The 19453-nt window shown below is 67.4% G+C and carries 18 protein-coding genes and 1 pseudogene; 13 read left to right on the forward strand and 6 right to left on the reverse strand.

All coding sequences use genetic code 11. The features are described 5' to 3' along the window. The 5 genes from gatC (at position 1) to gatB (ending at position 4557) form a co-directional block, all read left to right on the forward strand. Positions 1-300, forward strand: coding sequence for an Asp-tRNA(Asn)/Glu-tRNA(Gln) amidotransferase subunit GatC (gene gatC, locus NL241_RS13070; RefSeq protein ID WP_487689047.1), 300 nt, complete (start codon positions 1-3; stop codon positions 298-300). Next, positions 297-1781, forward strand: a complete 1485-nt coding sequence (gatA, locus tag NL241_RS13075; protein WP_487689049.1) for an Asp-tRNA(Asn)/Glu-tRNA(Gln) amidotransferase subunit GatA — start codon at positions 297-299, stop codon at positions 1779-1781. The genes gatC and gatA overlap by 4 nt, the downstream gene beginning before the upstream one ends. Positions 1782-1798: 17 nt before the next feature. Further along, positions 1799-2830 (forward strand): ATP-dependent 6-phosphofructokinase, encoded by a 1032-nt coding sequence (locus tag NL241_RS13080; protein WP_494397766.1) that lies wholly within the window; start codon positions 1799-1801, stop codon positions 2828-2830. 79 nt (positions 2831-2909) lie between these two features. Further along, positions 2910-3032 (forward strand): hypothetical protein, encoded by a 123-nt coding sequence (locus NL241_RS13085; RefSeq protein ID WP_494397767.1) that lies wholly within the window; start codon positions 2910-2912, stop codon positions 3030-3032. 16 nt (positions 3033-3048) lie between these two features. Then, on the forward strand, positions 3049-4557 hold the full coding sequence (gatB, locus tag NL241_RS13090; protein WP_494397768.1) for an Asp-tRNA(Asn)/Glu-tRNA(Gln) amidotransferase subunit GatB: 1509 nt from the start codon (positions 3049-3051) through the stop codon (positions 4555-4557). A gap of 209 nt (positions 4558-4766) precedes the next feature. Here gatB and NL241_RS13095 read toward each other — a convergent pair whose 3' ends face one another. Then, positions 4767-5888: a PQQ-dependent sugar dehydrogenase gene (locus NL241_RS13095; RefSeq protein ID WP_487689057.1), complete on the reverse strand. Its 1122-nt coding sequence runs from the start codon at positions 5886-5888 to the stop codon at positions 4767-4769. A 145-nt stretch (positions 5889-6033) separates the two neighbouring features. On the opposite strand from NL241_RS13095, the gene NL241_RS13100 reads away from it, so the two are divergent. Continuing rightward, positions 6034-6900 (forward strand): DoxX family protein, encoded by an 867-nt coding sequence (locus tag NL241_RS13100; protein WP_494397769.1) that lies wholly within the window; start codon positions 6034-6036, stop codon positions 6898-6900. Here NL241_RS13100 and NL241_RS13105 read toward each other — a convergent pair. Further along, positions 6897-7316 carry a PH domain-containing protein gene (locus tag NL241_RS13105; RefSeq protein WP_487689060.1) on the reverse strand — a complete coding sequence of 140 codons (420 nt, stop codon included), beginning with the start codon at positions 7314-7316 and terminating at the stop codon, positions 6897-6899. The two genes, NL241_RS13100 and NL241_RS13105, sit on opposite strands and share 4 nt — an antisense overlap. A gap of 254 nt (positions 7317-7570) precedes the next feature. Between NL241_RS13105 and NL241_RS13110 the strand changes: the two genes are divergently transcribed. Genes NL241_RS13110 through ilvC form a run of 3 tightly spaced genes read left to right on the forward strand, consistent with a single transcriptional unit; the run spans position 7571 to position 10995 of the window. Next, positions 7571-9439, forward strand: coding sequence for an acetolactate synthase large subunit (locus tag NL241_RS13110; protein ID WP_487689062.1), 1869 nt, complete (start codon positions 7571-7573; stop codon positions 9437-9439). Then, complete coding sequence (gene ilvN / locus NL241_RS13115) at positions 9439-9939, forward strand: acetolactate synthase small subunit (protein ID WP_487689064.1); 501 nt, start codon at positions 9439-9441, stop codon at positions 9937-9939. Before NL241_RS13110 ends, ilvN begins: the two co-directional genes overlap by 1 nt. 54 nt (positions 9940-9993) lie before the next feature. Beyond that, positions 9994-10995 (forward strand): ketol-acid reductoisomerase, encoded by a 1002-nt coding sequence (ilvC, locus tag NL241_RS13120; protein WP_487689386.1) that lies wholly within the window; start codon positions 9994-9996, stop codon positions 10993-10995. A gap of 35 nt (positions 10996-11030) precedes the next feature. Here the strand turns inward: ilvC and NL241_RS13125 are convergent, their stop codons facing one another. Then, positions 11031-11732, reverse strand: a complete 702-nt coding sequence (locus NL241_RS13125) for a class I SAM-dependent methyltransferase (RefSeq protein ID WP_494397770.1) — start codon at positions 11730-11732, stop codon at positions 11031-11033. Positions 11733-11774: 42 nt separating this feature from the next. Next, the gene (locus tag NL241_RS13130) at positions 11775-13232 is read right to left on the reverse strand and encodes a phytoene desaturase family protein (protein ID WP_494397771.1); all 1458 of its coding nucleotides are present in this window, start codon (positions 13230-13232) and stop codon (positions 11775-11777) included. A 31-nt stretch (positions 13233-13263) separates the two neighbouring features. Here NL241_RS13130 and serA point away from each other — a divergent pair, with 31 nt between their 5' ends. The 3 genes and pseudogenes from serA (at position 13264) to NL241_RS13145 (ending at position 16437) form a co-directional block, all read left to right on the forward strand. Beyond that, a complete protein-coding gene (gene serA / locus NL241_RS13135) occupies positions 13264-14850 on the forward strand; it encodes a phosphoglycerate dehydrogenase (RefSeq protein ID WP_487689070.1) in 1587 nt (528 codons plus the stop codon). Beyond that, positions 14847-15857, forward strand: coding sequence for a 3-isopropylmalate dehydrogenase (locus tag NL241_RS13140; RefSeq protein WP_494397772.1), 1011 nt, complete (start codon positions 14847-14849; stop codon positions 15855-15857). The genes serA and NL241_RS13140 overlap by 4 nt, the downstream gene beginning before the upstream one ends. A 44-nt stretch (positions 15858-15901) precedes the next feature. Then, a pseudogene (locus tag NL241_RS13145) lies at positions 15902-16437 on the forward strand (hypothetical protein). Here the strand turns inward: NL241_RS13145 and NL241_RS13150 are convergent. Further along, positions 16419-17612: an MFS transporter gene (locus NL241_RS13150; RefSeq protein WP_494397773.1), complete on the reverse strand. Its 1194-nt coding sequence runs from the start codon at positions 17610-17612 to the stop codon at positions 16419-16421. The pseudogene NL241_RS13145 and the gene NL241_RS13150 sit on opposite strands and share 19 nt — an antisense overlap. A gap of 243 nt (positions 17613-17855) precedes the next feature. Here NL241_RS13150 and NL241_RS13155 point away from each other — a divergent pair, with 243 nt between their 5' ends. Further along, a complete protein-coding gene (locus NL241_RS13155) occupies positions 17856-18242 on the forward strand; it encodes a MarR family winged helix-turn-helix transcriptional regulator (protein ID WP_487689076.1) in 387 nt (128 codons plus the stop codon). Between the two features lies 1 nt (position 18243). Here the strand turns inward: NL241_RS13155 and NL241_RS13160 are convergent, their stop codons facing one another. Beyond that, positions 18244-19452, reverse strand: a complete 1209-nt coding sequence (locus NL241_RS13160; protein WP_487689078.1) for an MFS transporter — start codon at positions 19450-19452, stop codon at positions 18244-18246. Position 19453 lies beyond the last annotated feature (1 nt).

A 19453-nucleotide genomic window follows, 5' to 3' on the forward strand; every position in this document is an offset into this window, starting at 1 on the left:
GTGTCGCAGATCTCCCGAGATGACGTGGCCCATCTGGCCCGATTGGCCCGGCTGGCGCTGACCGATGACGAGCTCGACAGCTTCTCCGGTCAGCTTGACGCGATCCTCGAGCATGTCAGCAGGATCCAGGCGGTGGACGTCACCGGCGTCGCACCCACCGGAAACCCTCTCACCGAGGTGAACGTGACCCGCCCTGACGTGGTGGAACCCTGCCTGACCCAAGAGCAGGCGCTTTCCGAGGCGCCCCGCGCCGTGGACGGCCGCTTCGCAGTTCCGCAGATCCTGGGAGAAAGCCAGTGAGTGACCTGATCCGCCGGACCGCCGCCGAGCTCGCCGACGGTATCGCCGGCAAGGAGTTCTCGGCCACCGAAGTCACGAGTGCGCACCTCGATCAGATCGAGGCCACCGACGGCGCCTACCACGCATTCCTGCACGTCGCCGCCGACAAAGCGCTGGCCACCGCGGCTCAGATCGACAAGGCCGTCGCCGCCGGCGAGCAGCTGCCCTCGGCCCTGGCGGGTGTCCCGCTGGCCCTCAAGGACGTCTTCACCACCACCGACATGCCGACGACGTGCGGTTCGAAAATCCTGGAGAACTGGATCTCGCCGTACGACGCCACCGTGACGGCGCGATTGCGTGCGGCGGGCATCCCGATCCTGGGCAAGACCAACATGGACGAGTTCGCCATGGGCAGCTCGACCGAGAACTCCGCATACGGCCCCACCCGGAACCCGTGGGACACCGACCGGGTTCCCGGCGGTTCCGGTGGTGGCAGCGCCGCCGCGCTGGCCGCGTTCCAGGCGCCGCTGGCCATCGGCACCGACACCGGAGGTTCGATCCGGCAGCCCGCCGCGCTGACCGCGACCGTCGGCGTCAAGCCGACTTACGGCACCGTGTCGCGATACGGCCTGGTGGCGTGCGCGTCATCGCTGGATCAGGGCGGGCCGTGCGCGCGCACCGTGCTCGACACCGCGCTGCTGCACGCGGTGATCGCCGGACACGATCCGCGGGATTCCACGTCGGTCACAGCCGAGGTGCCCGATGTGGTGGGCGCCGCCAAGGCCGGTGCCGCCGGAGACCTCAAGGGCGTCAAGGTGGGCGTGGTCAAGCAGCTCCATGAAGGGGAGGGCTACCAGCCTGGAGTGTTGAGCTCGTTCAACGCCGCCGTGGACCAGCTGCGTGCACTGGGCGCCGAGGTCACCGAGGTGGACTGTCCCAACTTCGACCACTCGATGGCCGCCTACTACCTGATCCTGCCGTCGGAGGTGTCGTCGAATCTGGCGCGCTTCGACGCCATGCGCTACGGGCTGCGCGTCGGCGATGACGGCACCCACAGCGCCGAAGAGGTGATGGCCCTGACCCGCGCTGCCGGCTTCGGTCCGGAAGTCAAGCGCCGCATCATGATCGGGACCTACGCGCTGTCGGCGGGCTATTACGACGCCTACTACAACCAGGCCCAGAAAGTCCGCACCCTGATCGCCGGCGATCTCGACAAGGCCTACCAGAAGGTCGACGTGCTGGTGACCCCCACGACTCCTTCTACGGCCTTCGGCCTGGGGGAGAAGGTCGACGACCCGCTGGCGATGTACCTGTTCGACCTGTGCACCCTGCCGCTGAACCTGGCCGGGCACTGCGGCATGTCGGTGCCGTCGGGATTGTCGCCCGATGACAACCTGCCGGTCGGCCTGCAGATCATGGCTCCCGCCCTGGCCGATGACCGGCTCTACCGGGTGGGGGCGGCTTACGAGGCCGCCCGGGGCGCGCTGCCGACTGCGGTCTGAGAGGGCAGGATAGACGTATGCGCATTGGAGTTCTGACCGGAGGCGGGGACTGTCCTGGGCTCAACGCGGTCATTCGGGCGGTGGTGCGCACCAGCGATGCCCGATACGGCTCATCGGTGGTGGGTTTTCTCGACGGCTGGCGCGGTCTGCTGGAGGACCGGCGGATCCAGCTGGCCAACGACGACCGCAATGACCGCCTGCTCGCCAAGGGCGGCACCATGCTGGGCACCGCCCGCACCAACCCCGACAAGCTGCGGGCGGGCCTCGACCAGATCAAGCAGACGCTCGAAGACAACGGTATCGACGTCCTGATCCCGATCGGCGGCGAAGGCACGCTCACCGCGGCCAGTTGGCTCTCCGATGAAGGGGTGCCCGTCGTCGGGGTGCCCAAGACCATCGACAACGACATCGACTGCACCGACGTCACATTCGGGCACGACACGGCGCTGACCATCGCGACCGAGGCCATCGACCGCCTGCACAGCACCGCAGAGTCGCACCAGCGGGTGATGCTCGTCGAGGTGATGGGACGCCACGCCGGCTGGATCGCGCTGAACGCCGGGCTGGCCTCCGGCGCCCACATGACACTGATCCCCGAGCAGCCCTTCGACGTCGAAGAGGTGTGCCGGCTGGTCAAACGGCGCTTCCAGCGCGGTGATTCGCACTTCATCTGCGTGGTCGCCGAGGGTGCCAAACCCGCCGAGGGGTCGATGCTGCTGCGCCAGGGCGGTATGGACGAATTCGGCCACGAGAAGTTCACCGGCGTGGCGCATCAGCTGGCCGTCGAGATCGAGAAGCGGATGAACAAAGAGGTCCGCACCACGGTGCTCGGCCATGTCCAGCGCGGCGGCACTCCGACTCCGTACGACCGGGTGCTGGCCACCCGCTTCGGCGTGAACGCCGCCGACGCCGCCCATGCCGGTGAGTACGGGATGATGGTGTCGCTGCGCGGTCAGGACATCGGCCGGGTTCCGCTGGCCGATGCCACCAAGCAGCTCAAGCTGGTGCCGCAGAGTCGTTACGACGACGCCGCCGCGTTCTTCGGCTGAGTACGGGTTCTGGCTGAGCCAGGAGGCCCAAGGTCTGATCACGGGGGCGCCGAACCCCGCCGACCGGCGGGCATTCGCGGTGACGCTCACCGACAAGGTGCGGGCGTTGCTGCCCGATCTCGACAAGCACGGCCGGGCGCAGAAGGTGTCACACAGCCTGGGGATGAGCCCGGGTGTGCACCCGAAGCCGGCCGAGGCCTGAACACTAGACTCGCGGTATGAGTGTCGCCACCGCCGAGCTACTGGACTACGACGAGGTCATCGCCAAATACGACCCGGTCCTGGGACTCGAAGTGCACGTCGAGCTGTCCACCGCCACCAAGATGTTCTGCCCCTGCTCCACCACCTTCGGCGCCGAACCCAACACCCAGGTCTGCCCGGTGTGCCTCGGAATGCCCGGGGCGCTGCCTGTGCTCAACGAGGCCGCAGTGGAGTCGGCGATCCGCATCGGGTTGGCGCTGAACTGCAGCATCGCACCCTGGGGCCGGTTCGCCAGGAAGAACTACTTCTATCCCGATCAGCCCAAGAACTACCAGATCTCCCAGTACGACGAGCCGATCGCGGTCAACGGCTACCTCGACGTGCCGCTGGACGACGGCACCATCTGGCGGGTCGACATCGAGCGCGCCCACATGGAAGAGGACACCGGCAAGCTGACCCACCTCGGCAGCGACACCGGCCGCATCGCCGGGGCCACCACCTCGCTGGCGGACTTCAACCGCGCCGGCGTACCGCTGATCGAGATCGTCACCAAGCCCCTCGAGGGCACCGGCGAGCGTGCGCCCGAAATCGCCCGCGCCTACGTCACCGCGCTGCGGGATCTGCTGCGCGGCCTGGGCGTCTCCGATGTCCGGATGGACCAGGGCTCGATGCGCTGTGACGCCAATGCCTCGCTGAAACCCAAGGGCGCCAAGGAGTTCGGCACCCGCACCGAGACCAAGAACGTCAACTCGCTCAAGAGTGTCGAGGTGGCCGTGCGCTACGAGATGCGCCGCCAGGCCGCGGTCCTGGAGGCCGGTGGCACCGTCACCCAGGAGACCCGGCATTTCCACGAGGACGGCTACACCAGCCCTGGCCGCACCAAGGAAACCGCCGAGGACTACCGCTACTTCCCTGAGCCGGATCTGGAACCGGTGGCGCCGAGCGCCGAGTTGGTGGAGCGGCTGCGGGCGACCATCCCGGAGCTGCCGTGGCTGGCGCGCAAGCGGATTCAGGACGACTGGGGCATCTCCGACGAGGTGATGCGGGACCTGGTCAACAACGGCGCCATCGAGCTGGTGACGGCGACGGTGGCCGCGGGCGCCTCCAGTGAGGCGGCCCGGGCGTGGTGGGGGAACTTCCTGGTGCAGAAAGCCAACGAGGCGGGGGTGGCGCTGGAGGATCTGGCCATCACGCCGGTCCAGGTGGCCGCGGTGGTCAAGCTGGTCGATGAGGGCAAGCTGTCCAACAAGCTGGCCCGCCAGGTCATCGAAGGTGTGCTGGCAGGTGAAGGCGAGCCGGAGGCGGTGATGACCGCACGCGGACTCGCACTGGTGCGCGACGACTCACTGATCCAGGCCGCCGTCGACGAGGCGCTGGCTGCCAACCCCGATATCGCCGAGAAGATCCGCGGCGGCAAGGTGCAGGCCGCGGGCGCGATCGTCGGGCAGGTCATGAAGGCGACCAAGGGTCAGGCCGACGCGGCGCGGGTGCGCGAACTGGTGATGGCCGCCTGCGGTCAGGGCTGACCCGCAGGCTCGTACCCGGCGCGCGCTGACCAGGCGGTGCCTGCGGCGGCCGCGGGCACCACGAAACCGTTGCGTTGCGGTGTCGTTCCGGTGATCGCCGAAGCGGACGATGGCTGAGGCTGGTCAGCGTCTCGGCAGCATGACATCCGATTGTGTTGTGAGCCAGGCTGATACCAGCCTCGAACTCCGGTTGGAGTGTACGGCCGGGATTAGGTGACTTCCGCGTTGGTGCGCGGGAATCCGCCGCCCTGCGGGAACAGCGGGAACACCACATCATCGAGCTTGCCCGCGTCGCCGGAGGTCTTGTTCACCGTGGCGGCCCAGACGTTGCCGTCGCCGGAGAGTTGCAGCGCCCAGGCGTGGCCGTGCTGGTCCTGGCGTACCACCTCGGGCTCGCCGGTGACAGCGCCGGTGCCCTGAGCCAGCCGCACCGCCACCGTCTGTTTGGTGTTGACCAGGTTCACCAGGATGGTCCCCTCCAGCGCGGCGCACCCGGCCACACCCGGTTTGTTCGCCCACTCCCACACCGTGGAGGTCTTCGAGTCCTTGGTGATGCGTTGCAACCGGTCGGCGGTGGGGGTGCGGTCGGTGATGTAGAGCGCCCCATCGGCCGGATCGATGCACATGCCGCCGCCGGCTCCCATGCCCGACATCGCCGTCGTCGTCGGTGCCTGGTCGACGGTGGTGGGCTGCTCGATGCGCAGCACCTTGCCGGCCAACGAACCTGGGTCGGCGGCCAGCGCAGGATTACCCGCGTCACCGGTCTGCACCAGCAGCGTGGTGGGGCTGGTGAAGATCAGCGAGCCGGAGTTACCCGTGGCGCCCTTCGGGATACCGGTCAGGATGTCCTTGGGCACGTCGCCCTCGGCGATCCGGATCACCCGGTTGTCGGTCGGGGTGCTGACGTAGGCGTACATCAGGCGGTCCTGCGTATAGGTGGGGGACTTCACGATGTCGAGCAGGCCGCCGTCACCGGAGCCGTCGACCGGAATGGTCAGCTGCACCCTGGGTTCGGCGCTGATCGACACCTGCTTCACCACACCGGTGGTGCGCTCGGCCACCAGGGCGGTCTTGCCGTCTCCACCCATGATCAGCCCGCTGGTGCTCTCCAGGCAGCCCTGCATGACACCGGGCGCCGGGCATTCCTTGGGAAACGGTTTCGCCGGCAGTGGCGGCGGCGGTGGCGGCGTCGACGGGGGCGGCGGGGCCAGCTGCGGCGCGGTGGTGAACGGCTGCGACTGAGCATCGTCGAACCGGGCGCATCCAGTGGACAACGTCAGCGTGACCGCCAACCCCGCACACGACGCAGCCACCAGCCGACGGTTCACCATGCCAGCCAGGTTACGGATTGTCCGGCGCTGCGCGCCACGCACGCTCGCGCTCGTCACGCGGCGGTACCGAATCGTCACAATATTGCCAGGCAAAAGCGCCGCTCAAATCCCCGATTCCTGGAATTTTGGACCTACCCTGGCTCCCGTGACCAGTCCATCGAATGACCCCTCCTGGCAGCGGCCTGACACCGCATCCCCCGGGACGGGTACCTCGAAGCCCGGGTCGGCGAGTCTGGTCGACCCCGAAGACGATTTGCCGTCGGCCACCTACGGCGGCGACTTTGAGACCACCACCATCCCGCATTACGGAGAGCAATCCCCGTACCAGAGTTCGGTGGGCTACAGCAGCAGCCACCCGCAGAGCAACGGTCTGGGGCTGCTGAACGACCCCGAACCGCTGCCGTACGTGCAGCCCCAAGCGGCGCGCGGCCCGATGATCGGACCCACCGAGATCGAGCCGGAAGACTACGACCGCGCCCGCCACGCGAACCGTCGTGGCACCCAGGACCTGGGCTTGCTGATCCTGCGCGTGGGTTTCGGTGCGCTGCTGATCGCGCACGGCCTGCAGAAGATCTTCGGCTGGTGGGGCGGCTCCGGGCTCGGCGGCTTCCGCGAATCCCTGGAAGGGCTGGGCTACCAGTACGCCGAGATCCTCACCTACGTCGCCGCCGGCGGTCAGATCGCCGCCGGTGTCCTGCTGGTGCTGGGTCTGTTCACGCCGTTGGCGGCAGCGGGTGCGCTGGCCTTCCTGATCAACGGGCTGCTCGCGGCGGTGTCCGCGCAGGAGAACCCCGGGCTGGTGTTCTTCCTGCCCGACGGCCAGGAGTTCTGGCTGACTCTCATCGTGGTGGCGGTCGCGATCATCCTGGTGGGCCCGGGCCGGTACGGCTTCGACGCCGGCCGGGGGTGGGCGCGACGGCCGTTCATCGGCTCGTTCGTGGCGCTGCTGCTGGGCGTCGGTGCCGGAGTGGCGGTGTGGGTGCTGCTCAACGGCGCCAACCCGCTGGCCTAGCTGTACGGATTGGGCACCCGGCCGCCGCTGGCCTCGGTCAGCAGCGGCAACGTCGCGAACGTCACCGCAGGCAGCCGTAACTGAGAGCCATCGGTGAGTTGCGCGCGCGCCCAGGCACTCTTCTCGAACCGCAATCCCTTGATCTGCTCCCATCGCACGGTGGTGCTGCGCAGCAGTGTGCGGGCCGTGACCGTCTCACGGTCGGCGACGGTGCGCCAACGGATGACCGAAGCGGACAGCAGCACGGGGATGATCAACAACGGGGTGGTCCAAGGCCAGTTGAGCACCGGCACCAGCAGCCCCAGGGTGAAGAACCCGACGGCGAAGTGGGCCATCTGCGACATCTTGATCACGACCGGTTTCCCGGTCGGCTGTCCGGTCTGTGCTGCCGATGATCGCGAACTCACACCTGCCATGCTCCCACGATCTGTCTGGACGGCCGGAATTTGACTCGTGACCTGTGCGGAAGCTAACGTCACGTGTTATGCGGTCTCTCGGAATGCTTGTAGTAATTGGTCAGCGCGTTGGTGCGTGACCGCACGTAGCTACAAGCACCACCAACGCGCAACCCTCGTACAGCAGCCAGCTGACGGGGGTTTTTTGTTGCCCGCCGTCAGAGATCGTCGCTGTAAACACCCACAATTCGACACCTGAACCCATTGAGGACACCGTGAGCGCACCCACGAAGCGACCACCGGAACCCGCCGCTCCCAAGCCGGCCAACGGAACCCCGGTGCATGCTGGTAAGCCCGCAGGCAAGAGCGCAGCGAAAAGAGTTGCGCCGCATCAGCTCACGGGAGCCCAGTCGGTAATCCGGTCGCTCGAGGAACTCGACGTCGACGTCATCTTCGGTATCCCCGGCGGCGCCGTGCTGCCGGTCTACGACCCGCTGTTCGACTCGCAGAAGCTGCGCCACGTGCTGGTCCGCCACGAACAGGGCGCCGGGCACGCCGCCAGCGGGTACGCACATGCCACCGGCAAGGTCGGCGTCATGATGGCCACCTCGGGCCCCGGGGCCACCAACCTCGTCACTCCGCTGGCCGACGCGCAGATGGACTCCATTCCCGTCGTGGCGATCACCGGCCAGGTGGGCCGCGGACTGATCGGCACCGACGCCTTTCAGGAAGCCGACATCTCCGGCATCACCATGCCGATCACCAAGCACAACTTCCTGGTGCGCGACGGTGACGACATCCCGCGGGTGATGGCCGAGGCATTCCACATCGCCCGCAGCGGTAGGCCCGGCGCGGTGCTGGTCGACATCCCCAAGGACATCCTGCAGGGTCAGTGCACTTTCAGCTGGCCCCCGGAGATGGATCTGCCCGGTTACAAGCCCAACACCAAACCGCACAGCCGCCAGATCCGCGAAGCCGCCAAGCTGATCGCCGCCGCGCGTAAGCCGGTGCTCTACGTCGGCGGCGGCGTGATCCGCGGGGAGGCCCACGAGCAGCTGCTCGACCTGGCTGAGCTGACCGGAATCCCGGTGGTCACCACGCTGATGGCACGCGGGGCGTTCCCCGACAGCCACCCGCAGAACCTCGGTATGCCGGGTATGCACGGCACCGTGGCAGCGGTGGCGGCACTGCAGAAGAGCGACCTGCTGATCGCCCTTGGCACCCGCTTCGATGACCGGGTGACGGGCAAGCTCGACTCGTTTGCGCCCGAAGCCAAGGTGATCCACGCCGACATCGACCCCGCCGAGATCGGCAAGAACCGACACGCCGACGTTCCGATCGTGGGCGACGTCAAGCACGTCATCACCGATCTGACCGAGGTGCTGCGCCAAGACGGGGTTTCGGCCGGCACGCTGTCCACCGCGAACTGGTGGGAGTACCTGTCCGGGGTGCGCTCGACGTATCCGTTGAGCTACGCCCCGCAGAGCGACGGCAGCCTGAGCCCGGAGTACGTCATCTCCAAGCTGGGTGAGATCGCCGGCCCGGAGGCTGTGTACGTCGCCGGGGTGGGGCAGCACCAGATGTGGGCCGCGCAGTTCGTCAAGTACGAGAACCCGCGCACCTGGCTGAACTCCGGCGGTCTGGGCACCATGGGCTTCGCCGTGCCCGCGGCCATGGGCGCCAAGTTCGGGCGGCCCGAGGCCGAGGTGTGGGCCGTCGACGGCGACGGCTGCTTCCAGATGACCAACCAGGAGCTGGCCACCTGTGCCATCGAGGGCGCGCCCATCAAGGTGGCCTTGATCAACAACGGCAACCTGGGCATGGTGCGGCAGTGGCAGACGCTGTTCTACGAAGAGCGGTACAGCCAAACGGATCTGGCCACCCACAGCCGTCGCATCCCCGATTTCGTCAAGCTGGCCGAAGCGTTGGGATGTGTCGGATTGCGTTGCGAGCGTGAGGAAGACGTCGAGGCGGTGATCGCCCAGGCCCGCGCCATCAACGATCGGCCGGTGGTCATCGACTTCGTGGTCGGCGCGGACGCGCAAGTGTGGCCGATGGTCGCCGCCGGTGTGAGCAACGACGAGATCCAGGCCGCGCGCGGTATCCGCCCGCTGTTCGGCGACGCGGAAGAAGGGCACGCCTGATGGCCACCACCACGCACACCCTGTCGGTGTTGGTCGAGGACAAACCGGGCGTGCTCGCCCGAGTGGCCTCGCTGTTCTCGCGCCGCGGGTTCAACATCCAGTCGCTGGCGGTCGGTGCCACCGAGCAGAAGAACCTGTCGCGGATGACGATCGTCGTCTCCGTCGAGGACTTCCCGCTGGAGCAGATCACCAAGCAGCTGAACAAGCTGATCAACGTGATCAAGATCGTCGAGCAGGACGAGGACAACTCGGTCTCCCGCGAACTGGCACTGATCAAGGTGCGCGCCGACGCCGCCACCCGTGGACAGATCATCGAAGCTGTTAACTTGTTCCGGGCCAAAGTGGTTGACGTCTCCGCCGAATCACTGACGGTGGAGGCCACGGGCACGCCCGGTAAGCTCGAGGCGCTGCTGCGCCTGCTGGAGCCGTACGGGATCCGCGAAATCGCCCAGTCCGGAATGGTCACGCTGGCGCGCGGGCCGCGCGGCATCGGCAAATAACCGACGTTCGCTACAAGAGCGAGAAAGAGAAGGAAACCAAAAGTGGCAGTTGAGATGTTCTACGACGACGACGCGGACCTGTCGATCATCCAGGGACGCAAGGTCGGCGTGATCGGCTACGGCAGCCAGGGGCATGCGCACTCGCTCTCGTTGCGCGACTCCGGTGTTGACGTCAAGGTGGGCCTGCGCGAGGGCTCGAAGTCCCGCGAGAAGGTCGAGGAGCAAGGCCTTGCCGTCGACACCCCGGCCGAGGTCGCCAAGTGGGCCGACGTCATCATGCTGCTGGCACCCGACACCGCGCAGGCCGAGATCTTCACCAACGAGATCGAGCCGAACCTCGAGGACGGCAACGCGCTGTTCTTCGGGCACGGGCTCAACATCCACTTCGGCCTGATCAAGCCGCCCGCCAATGTCACCGTCGGCATGGTCGCTCCCAAGGGTCCCGGCCACCTGGTGCGTCGCCAGTTCGTCGACGGCAAGGGTGTGCCCGCGCTGATCGCCATCCACCAGGACCCCAAGGGTGAAGGCCAGGCGCTGGCGCTGTCCTACGCCAAGGGCATCGGCGGCACCCGGGCCGGCGTCATCAAGACCGACTTCAAGGAAGAGACCGAGACCGACCTGTTCGGTGAGCAGGCCGTGCTGTGCGGCGGCACCGAGGAGCTCATCAAGGCCGGCTTCGACATCATGGTCGAGGCGGGTTACGCCCCGGAGATGGCGTACTTCGAGGTGCTGCACGAGCTCAAGCTCATCGTCGACCTGATCTACGAAGGTGGCATCGCCCGGATGAACTACTCGGTGTCCGACACCGCGGAGTTCGGCGGCTACATCTCCGGCCCCCGCGTCATCGACGAGGGCACCAAAGACCGGATGCGCGCCATTCTCAAGGACATCCAGGACGGCAGCTTCGTCAAGCGCCTGGTCGCCAACGTCGAAGGCGGCAACAAGGAGCTCGAAGGCCTGCGCAAGCAGAACGCCGAGCACCCGATCGAGGTCACCGGCAAACAGCTGCGCGACCTGATGAGCTGGGTCGACCGGCCGATCACCGAGACCGCCTGATTTGTGATTTCGGCGCGCTCGTAACCGCTGCGCGGTTACGAGCGCGCCGAACTCGCCTTTCTGGCCAGGAACGTGTGCACGATGTCGCGTTGCCAGCCGGGCACGGTCTCGCTGCGAACCGAGCTGAAACCGATCTCCCGTAAGCGCTGCTGAAACGCGCTGGCCCCGTCGAAGCGGTTCACACTGGTGCGCAGATAGCGGTACAACCCCGCATCGCCGGTTTTGATGCGGCCGGACGGGATGATCACCGCGCAGCTGACGAAATTCCACACCGCGGTGGCCACCAGGGAGTCACGCACCGAATAGTCGTGCACCGCAAGGGTTCCGCCGGGCCGCAGGAGGTTCAAGAACGACCGGAGCCCCGCGTCCTTGTCGGGCAGGTTCCGGATCAGGTAGGCGGCGAAGATCCCGTCGAACGGACCTTCGACGCCCGCATCCGCGAGATGCTCGACATAGCTGTGCACGAAGCGCACTGAATCCGGCCAGTTCTTCTTGCGGGCTTCGGCCAGCATGCCCGCCGATCCGTCGACGGCGATGATCTCGGCTTCCGGTGCGGCGGCCAGCAACGCCGCCGTGGACAGACCGGTGCCGCACCCGGCGTCGAGCAGGCGAAGGCCGCGGCCCGCGTCTGGAAGTCCCATCCGTTCGGCGGAGAGCCGGAGATGATCGTTGTAGCCGGGATTGGCGCCGACCAGCGCGTCATAGGCGTGGGCGCCCGAGTCGAATGCGACGGGCACGTCGTTTCCCCGGTCCCTCTGATCACGGCGCACAACGCACCTCTACCCGCTGTGTGGAGATCGCAACCGTCCCGGCCCGAGCGACGGCAGCTTCTTGATGCCGAATTCCCGCCGCAGCACAGTCCGGGCGGCGTAGTAGCCCGCCATCCCGTGCACACCGCCACCGGGTGGAGTGGCCGACGAACACAGATAAGCCCCCGAGATCGGCGTGGACCATGGATTGAGCCGCAGGGCGGGGCCGGTGACGGCGCTGAACATGTTGTTGCCACCGACGCCGATGTCACCGCCCACCAGGTTGGCGTTGTGGTGGGACAGGTGATTGGCCGTCGTACTGCGCACCGCCACCACCAGATCCCGGAAGCCGGGTGCGAACCGCTCGAAAATGCTTGTGACGGCTTCGGTTTGGTCGACGGGCGAACCGAACGGCACATGCGCATACGTCCACAGCGGGCGGCGGCCGGCCTCGTCGATGCGGGTGGGGTCGGCCAGGTGCGGCAGCGCGGCCAGCACCATCGGCCAGTCGGCGTGCCGGCCGGCGGCGATCTCCTTCTCGGCCAGCGCCATGTGTTCACGGGTACCGCCCAGGTGCAGGGTGGGCGCCGGCGCCAGGCGCGGGTCTTTCCACGGGATCTCACCGGAGAGCACAAAATCGACCTTGGCGACTCCCGGTCCGAAGCGGTAGTTCCGCAAGGTTTTTGCGTACCGCTCCGGAATGCGATCGCCGTAGATGTCCAGCAGGGCGGTGGGGGAGGTGTCATAGAGCACCACGCCGCGGGGTGCGGTGGTGACCGGTTCGCCAGCGGTCAGCACTCCGCCGTGCGCGCGCAGATCGGCGATCAACGCGTCGGCGATCGCCTGACTGCCGCCCACCGGTACCGGCCAGCCCACTGAATGCGCAAGGGTGGCCAGCATCAGCCCGGCCCCAGCGCACACCAGCGACGGCATCTGTGAAATCACATGGGCGGCAACACCACTGAACAACGCCCTGGCATCGGTGCCGCGTAACAACCCCCAAGCCGGGGTGCCCTGTTCGGCAATGCGGCGGGCGACGCGGACCGCGGCCACCAGATCCGGTGGCACGGATCGTTTGTCACCGAGCAGCAAGCCGACCACACCGGGGGAACGTTCGGCGAGCGGACCCAGCAGACGTCGCCACGAGGCGCCGTCGGACAGCTCGGCGGCAGTGCGCTCGATGTCGTGATAACCGATCGCTGCCGGACCGTCCGGCAGCGGATTGCCGTAGGAGATCTCCGGCACCGCCAGCTCGACGCCCCGGGCCGGCAGGTCGAACTCGGCCAGGAACGGCGAGGCCAGCGCCAGCGGGTGAATCGCCGAGCAGATGTCGTGACCGATCCCGGGGTACTCCGGGTCGGGGAGAGTGCGCGCACCCCCGCCGTAAGTGGTCTGTGCCTCGAATACCTGCACCGACAGGCCTGCGCGAGCCAGGATGACGGCGGCGGTCAACCCGTTGGGACCGCTTCCGACGATGGTGACGTCCACCGTCATATTAGAGCCCACTACGCTGTCTGCCGTGAGCTTGCCTGTAGTACTCATCGCCGACAAACTCGCCCAATCCACCGTCGCCGCCCTCGGCGACCAGGTGGAGGTGCGGTGGGTGGACGGACCGGACCGCGAGAAACTCCTGGCCGCGGTGGTCGACGCCGACGCACTCCTGGTGCGCTCGGCCACCACCGTCGACGCCGAGGTACTGGCGGCGGCGCCCAAACTGAAGATCGTCGCGCGCGCCGGTGTCGGCCTGGACAACGTGGACGTCGACGCCGCCACGGCGCGCGGTGTCCTGGTGGTCAACGCACCGACGTCAAACATCCACAGTGCGGCCGAACACGCGCTGGCCCTGATGCTGGCCGCAGCCCGCCAGGTTCCCGCTGCCGATGCCACGCTGCGGGAGCGGACCTGGAAGCGCTCGTCGTTCTCCGGCACCGAGATCTTCGGCAAGACCGTCGGTGTCGTCGGCCTCGGCCGCATCGGCCAACTGGTCGCCGCGCGATTGGCGGCGTTCGGCACCCACGTCGTGGCCTATGACCCGTATGTCTCGCACGCCCGCGCGGCCCAGCTGGGAATCGAACTGCTCAGTCTCGATGAACTGCTGGCTCGGGCGGACTTCATCTCGGTGCACCTGCCCAAGACCCCCGAAACCGCGGGCCTGATCGGTAAGGAAGCGCTGGCCAAGACGAAGCCCGGCGTGATCATCGTCAACGCGGCCCGTGGCGGGCTCATCGACGAACAGGCGCTCGCCGACGCGATCAACAGCGGTCACGTCCGCGGCGCTGGCCTGGATGTCTTCGCCACCGAACCCTGCACGGACAGTCCGCTGTTCGATCTGCCCCAGGTCGTGGTCACCCCGCACCTGGGCGCCTCGACCGCAGAGGCACAGGACCGGGCCGGTACCGATGTCGCCGCCAGTGTGCGGCTGGCCCTGGCCGGTGAGTTCGTGCCGGACGCGGTGAACGTCGGCGGCGGTGTCGTCGGCGAGGAAGTGGCGCCGTGGTTGGAGATCGTGCGCAAGCTCGGCGTCCTGATCGGTGCGCTGTCCACTGAACTGCCGGTGTCGCTGTCGGTGCAGGTCCGCGGCGAACTCGCCTCCGAAGAGGTTGAGGTGCTGCGGCTCTCGGCGCTGCGGGGGCTGTTCTCGGCGGTGATCGAAGATCAGGTGACCTTCGTCAACGCTCCGGCGCTCGCGGCCGAGCGGGGCGTTGCGGCCGAATTGAGCACCGCCTCGGAGAGCCCCAACCATCGCAGCGTCGTCGATGTGCGCGCCGTGTACGCCGACGGCGCCTCCAACAATGTGGCAGGCACCCTGTCCGGACCGCAGCTCGTCCAGAAGATCGTGCAGATCAACGGGCGCAACTTCGACCTGCGCGCCGAGGGTGTCAACCTCATCATCAACTACAACGATCAGCCCGGGGCGCTCGGCAAGATCGGCACGCTGCTGGGCGGCGCGGAGGTCAACATCGTTGCCGCCCAACTGAGTCAGGACGCCGACGGCGAAGGGGCCACCATCATGCTCCGACTGGACCGCGATGTCCCTGACGAGGTGCGACAGGCCATCGGAACCGCTGTCGACGCCGTGACGCTGGAAGTGGTTGACCTGTCATGAAACTAGCGATCATCGCCGGCGACGGTATCGGCCCCGAGGTCATCGGCGAAGCCGTGAAGGTGCTCGACACCGTGCTTCCCGGCGTCGAGAAGACCAGCTACGACCTGGGCGCCAAGCGCTACCACGCCACCGGCGAGGTGATGCCCGACGGGTTGGTCGAGGAACTCAAGGGCCACGACGCGATCCTGCTCGGGGCCATCGGCGATCCGTCGGTGCCCAGCGGTGTGTTGGAGCGGGGTCTACTGCTGCGCATGCGCTTCGAGCTCGATCACCACATCAACTTGCGGCCGTCCAAGCTGTACCCGGGGGTCAACAGCCCGCTGGCCGGGAACCCGCCGATCGATTTTGTGGTGGTTCGTGAGGGCACCGAGGGGCCTTACACCGGTACCGGCGGCGCCATCCGCGTGGGCACCCCGCACGAAGTCGCCACCGAGGTCAGCCTCAACACCGCCTTCGGTGTGCAGCGCGTGGTGCGCGACGCCTTCACCCGCGCGCAGCAGCGGCGCAAGCATCTGACCCTGGTGCACAAGACCAACGTGTTGACCTTCGCCGGAAAGCTGTGGTCGCGCATCGTGGCCGAAGTCGGTGAGGAGTTCCCCGACGTCGAGGTGGCCTACCAGCACGTCGACGCGGCGACGATCCACCTCGTCACCGATCCGGGCCGCTTCGATGTCATCGTCACCGACAACCTGTTCGGCGATATCGTCACCGACATCGCCGCAGCGGTGTCCGGCGGGATCGGCCTGGCGGCCAGCGGCAACATCGATGCCACCCGCACCAATCCGTCGATGTTCGAACCGGTGCACGGCAGCGCCCCGGACATCGCGGGCCAGGGCATTGCCGACCCGACGGCGGCCATCATGTCGGTGGCCTTGCTGTTGGCGCACGTCGGTGAGCCGGAAGCGGCGGCCCGCGTGGACAAGGCCGTCGAAGAACACCTGGCGACTCGTGGTGACGAAAAGCTGTCGACATCAGCTGTCGGCGAGCGGATCGCGGGGAAGCTGTAGCTCGGGCGGCGGTCCGGCTCGCGTCGCTCACCCGGCAGTGCTGGCTGTTCGCCGTCGGTTCGACGCTGTTCGCCGTCGCCACCATTCCCGGGATCGGCCCGCCGGCCGTCGCGGCGAACACGTTGTGCTTCATCGGCTCGTGGTTGTTCACCACCGCTGGTTGGATGCAGCTGGTGCTCAGCGATCCGTGCAGACGGCTTGAATGGCTCTCGGCGGCAACACAATTCGCAGGTACCGTGCTGTTCAACGTCAGCACCGGAACCGCGGTGTGGGCCACGGCCGTCACCACTGAACGGCGCTTCGTGTGGGCTCCGGACGCCACCGGGTCGGTGGCGTTTCTGGTCAGTGGGATCCTGGGGCTGATGTCGCTGACGGCGATGCGCTCGCGGAACGGGTTGGCCGCATGGATCAACATGGTGGGCTGTGTGGCCTTCGGTGTGTCCGCCCTGGGCGCGTTCGTGTTCAAGACCGGTGCGTCGGCCAATGCGACACTGGCCGATCTGGGCACCTTCCTCGGTGCGCTCTGCTCCTCACGGCCGCGTTGCTGGTGCTGCCGCGGCGTCAGGTCCGCGGCAGGTAGCGGCGGATATAGCGCGGTAGCAGTGTGGCGCCGGCCAGTGCCATGACCCCGGCCGCTGCGCACGCGATGCTCAGTGACGACACCGCCACCAGCGCTGAGATCGCCAGGGGGGCAAGCGAGGGGGTGAAGTCGGTGATCAGCCGCCACGAGCCCAGGAACGGGCCGGGGTTGTGCGGGTCGGCCAGGTCCGAGCCCATGGTCGCGACGACGCCGGCGCTGATCCCGTTCCCGGCCGCCATCAACAGTGTGGCGGAAATGAACCAGAGCTGGCTCGCGGGAAGGTAACCCGCAACCGCCATCACGATGTGGGTGAGACCGAAGATGACCATGGGCGGCACCGCCACCCACATCCGGCCCCACCGGTCGATGATGATGCCGCCGACATAGGTCAGCGCGAAATCAACTCCGGCCGCCGCTCCCACCAGCACCGCCACCGACACGGCGTCCATGCCCAGCGCGACGCCCACCAGCGGAACGAAGATCTTGCGCGTCATCCGCACGGTGCCCAGGATCGACGTCACGGTGCCCAGCCGCAGCAGCACGCCGCGGTTTTGCCGCAGAGTGGCCAAAACCCCAGGCGCAGCCCGGTTCTTCTCCGCCGTCGGCGCTGAGCCTGCCACGCCGCGGGGAAACCGAACGCAGGCCACGAGGGCGAACAACAGGACATCGGTGGCGATGATCACCACGAACGCGCTGCGGGTGTCGTCGGCCAGCCACAGCGCGGCTGCGGCCATGAACGGGCCGACGAACATGCCCAACCTGTTGAAGCTGGCCACCAGTGCCAGCGAGCGGCCGCGCACCTCGACGGGCACCGCCACGGTGATCCAGGCGTGCCGAGCCATCTGAAACACCGCGACCCCGCTGCCCATCAGGAACGAACTGGCCATCAAGACCGGTAGCGAGGGGGCCAGGAATGCGCACACCCCACCGATCAACGTGGTGACCACGGCGGCGAGCATGACCGCTTTTTCACTGAACCGGGACACCAGCGAGCCGGACGGCAGTGCAAACAGGAGCTGGCCGACGGGGAGCATGGCGGCCGTGACGGCCGCCAATCCGTAACTCGCGCCGAAGTCGACGGCCGCGATGGGGATGGCCGGGACGACGGCGCCCTGGCCGGCGCCGTGCAACAGGTTCGGGATCAGGACCGTCGGACTGAGTTGACGCCACGGCACCCGAATTTCAGTGGCCCGCGAGGAGGGCGAGATGAGTACCTCCTTGCAGCACTCGAATTAGTTCTGACTTCGTACTATTGAATCTATCGTCACCCTGGTGCTGTGTCTCGATTTTGTTGCGAGAGGCCGGTTTTTCCATCCCACGACTCGGGAAGATAGTTCATACTCGAAACCAAAAGTTGTCGGGACGGGGTAATGGTGGCCAGTGAATCACCTTTGGTCACCCGTTTACGGGTGGCCTCGATGCGGTTGGCCCAACGGGTGCGGCAGGAGGCCGGTAATGACGCCGACCTTTCACCGTCGCGATTCGCGGTGCTGTCGTTCGTGGTGTCGAACGAGCAGATCCGGATGACTGATCTGGCGCGCGCCGAGAACCTCGGTAAGTCGACCATCACGCGGATCGTTTCCCGGTTGGCGGACCAGGGTTTCGTGCGGTTGGTCCCCGATCCGCGGGACGGCAGATCCACCTTGGTTGTCACCACCGCGGCAGGTCGCGAGGTGGTGACGGCCACCGCCGCGCAATTCGACGCTTACCTCGACGAGCGGTTACGCGGGTTCACCGACCTCGAACGCAGTGCGCTCGAGGTCGCCGTTCTGGCGATGGAACGCTTGTCCGAGCCCGAAAACTGAGTCAGGCGGGGGTCTTCGGCGCGGTCCGCAGCGGGTCGGCGTCCACCGGCACCAACGGGACTGCCGCCAGCGGAAACAGCGCGCACACCGCAAATGCCGCCGGATACCCGGCCACCCCGATGAGTCCACCGAACAGCGGTGCCGCGACGGCCGTGGCGAGATGCTGGCTGGTGTTCTGAGTGCCCAGTGCCCGGCCGCTCCAGAACGGCCCGGCGATCTCGGCGATCGCGGTGAACGCCAAACCGTTGTCGGCCACTGTGATCGCCGATGCCATGAGGATGACAGCAATGCTGATGGGGGAGTCCAGCCAATCGGTCAGGGCGAGCAGCCCCATGGTCGCTGCGGCGGCCACCGAGATGAATCTGATGGGCCGCAATCGTTGCCCAACGCGGTCCGACCAGTAGCCTGCGGCCACTCTCGCTGCGGCGCCCAGGAGTTGGGCGACGCCCACCAGTAACCCCGCCGCGGTCGGTGACCAGCCGCGGTCGGCGATCAGCCAGACCAGCGTGAACGTCCACACCAAAGCCTGTGGAACCACCAGCAACACGGAGATGGCATGGATGCGGACCAAGGCCGCCGACCCACGGTAAGGATTGGCCAGGTCCTGGGCAGGAGCCTGCGCGCGAGGCGGGCGCGGCGGATCGAGTACGCCCACACCGCAGACCAGGGCAGAAACCGCACACACGATGGCGGGGAACAGTAGCGCCACCGAGACGCCCTCGGCGGCGGCCAGCCGAGGAATTACCAAGGCGCCCAGCCCCGCTCCCAGTGGCACAGCCGTCTGGCGGATACCCATCACCAGGCCTCGCTGGTGCGGAGGAAACCACCCGACCACCAGTCGACCGCTGGCGGCATTCGAGCTCGCGGCCGCCATGCCGCCCAGGAAGAGGAACACGCCGACGGCCACCAACGACTGCACCGACGCGGCCGCGAACGCCGCTGCGGAGGTCAATGCGGCGCCGGCGGTCAGCACGAGCCGCTCGCCCAACCGGTCGACGGCGTAACCCCACACGATCAGTGTTGCCACCATGCCGAATGACGGGAGTGAGGCGATCAGGCCGGCTGCGGCGAGATCGAGGCCGCGTTCGGCGTGCAATGTGGGGATCAGAAAGGCGATCCCGTTGATGAACACGTTGGTGAACAGCGTCGAGATGAGCGCGATCACCAACATCGACCAGCGGCGCACGGAGCCGATCGCGTAGGCGGGCATA

It is taken from the genome of Mycolicibacterium sp. SMGY-1XX, assembly GCF_059132455.1.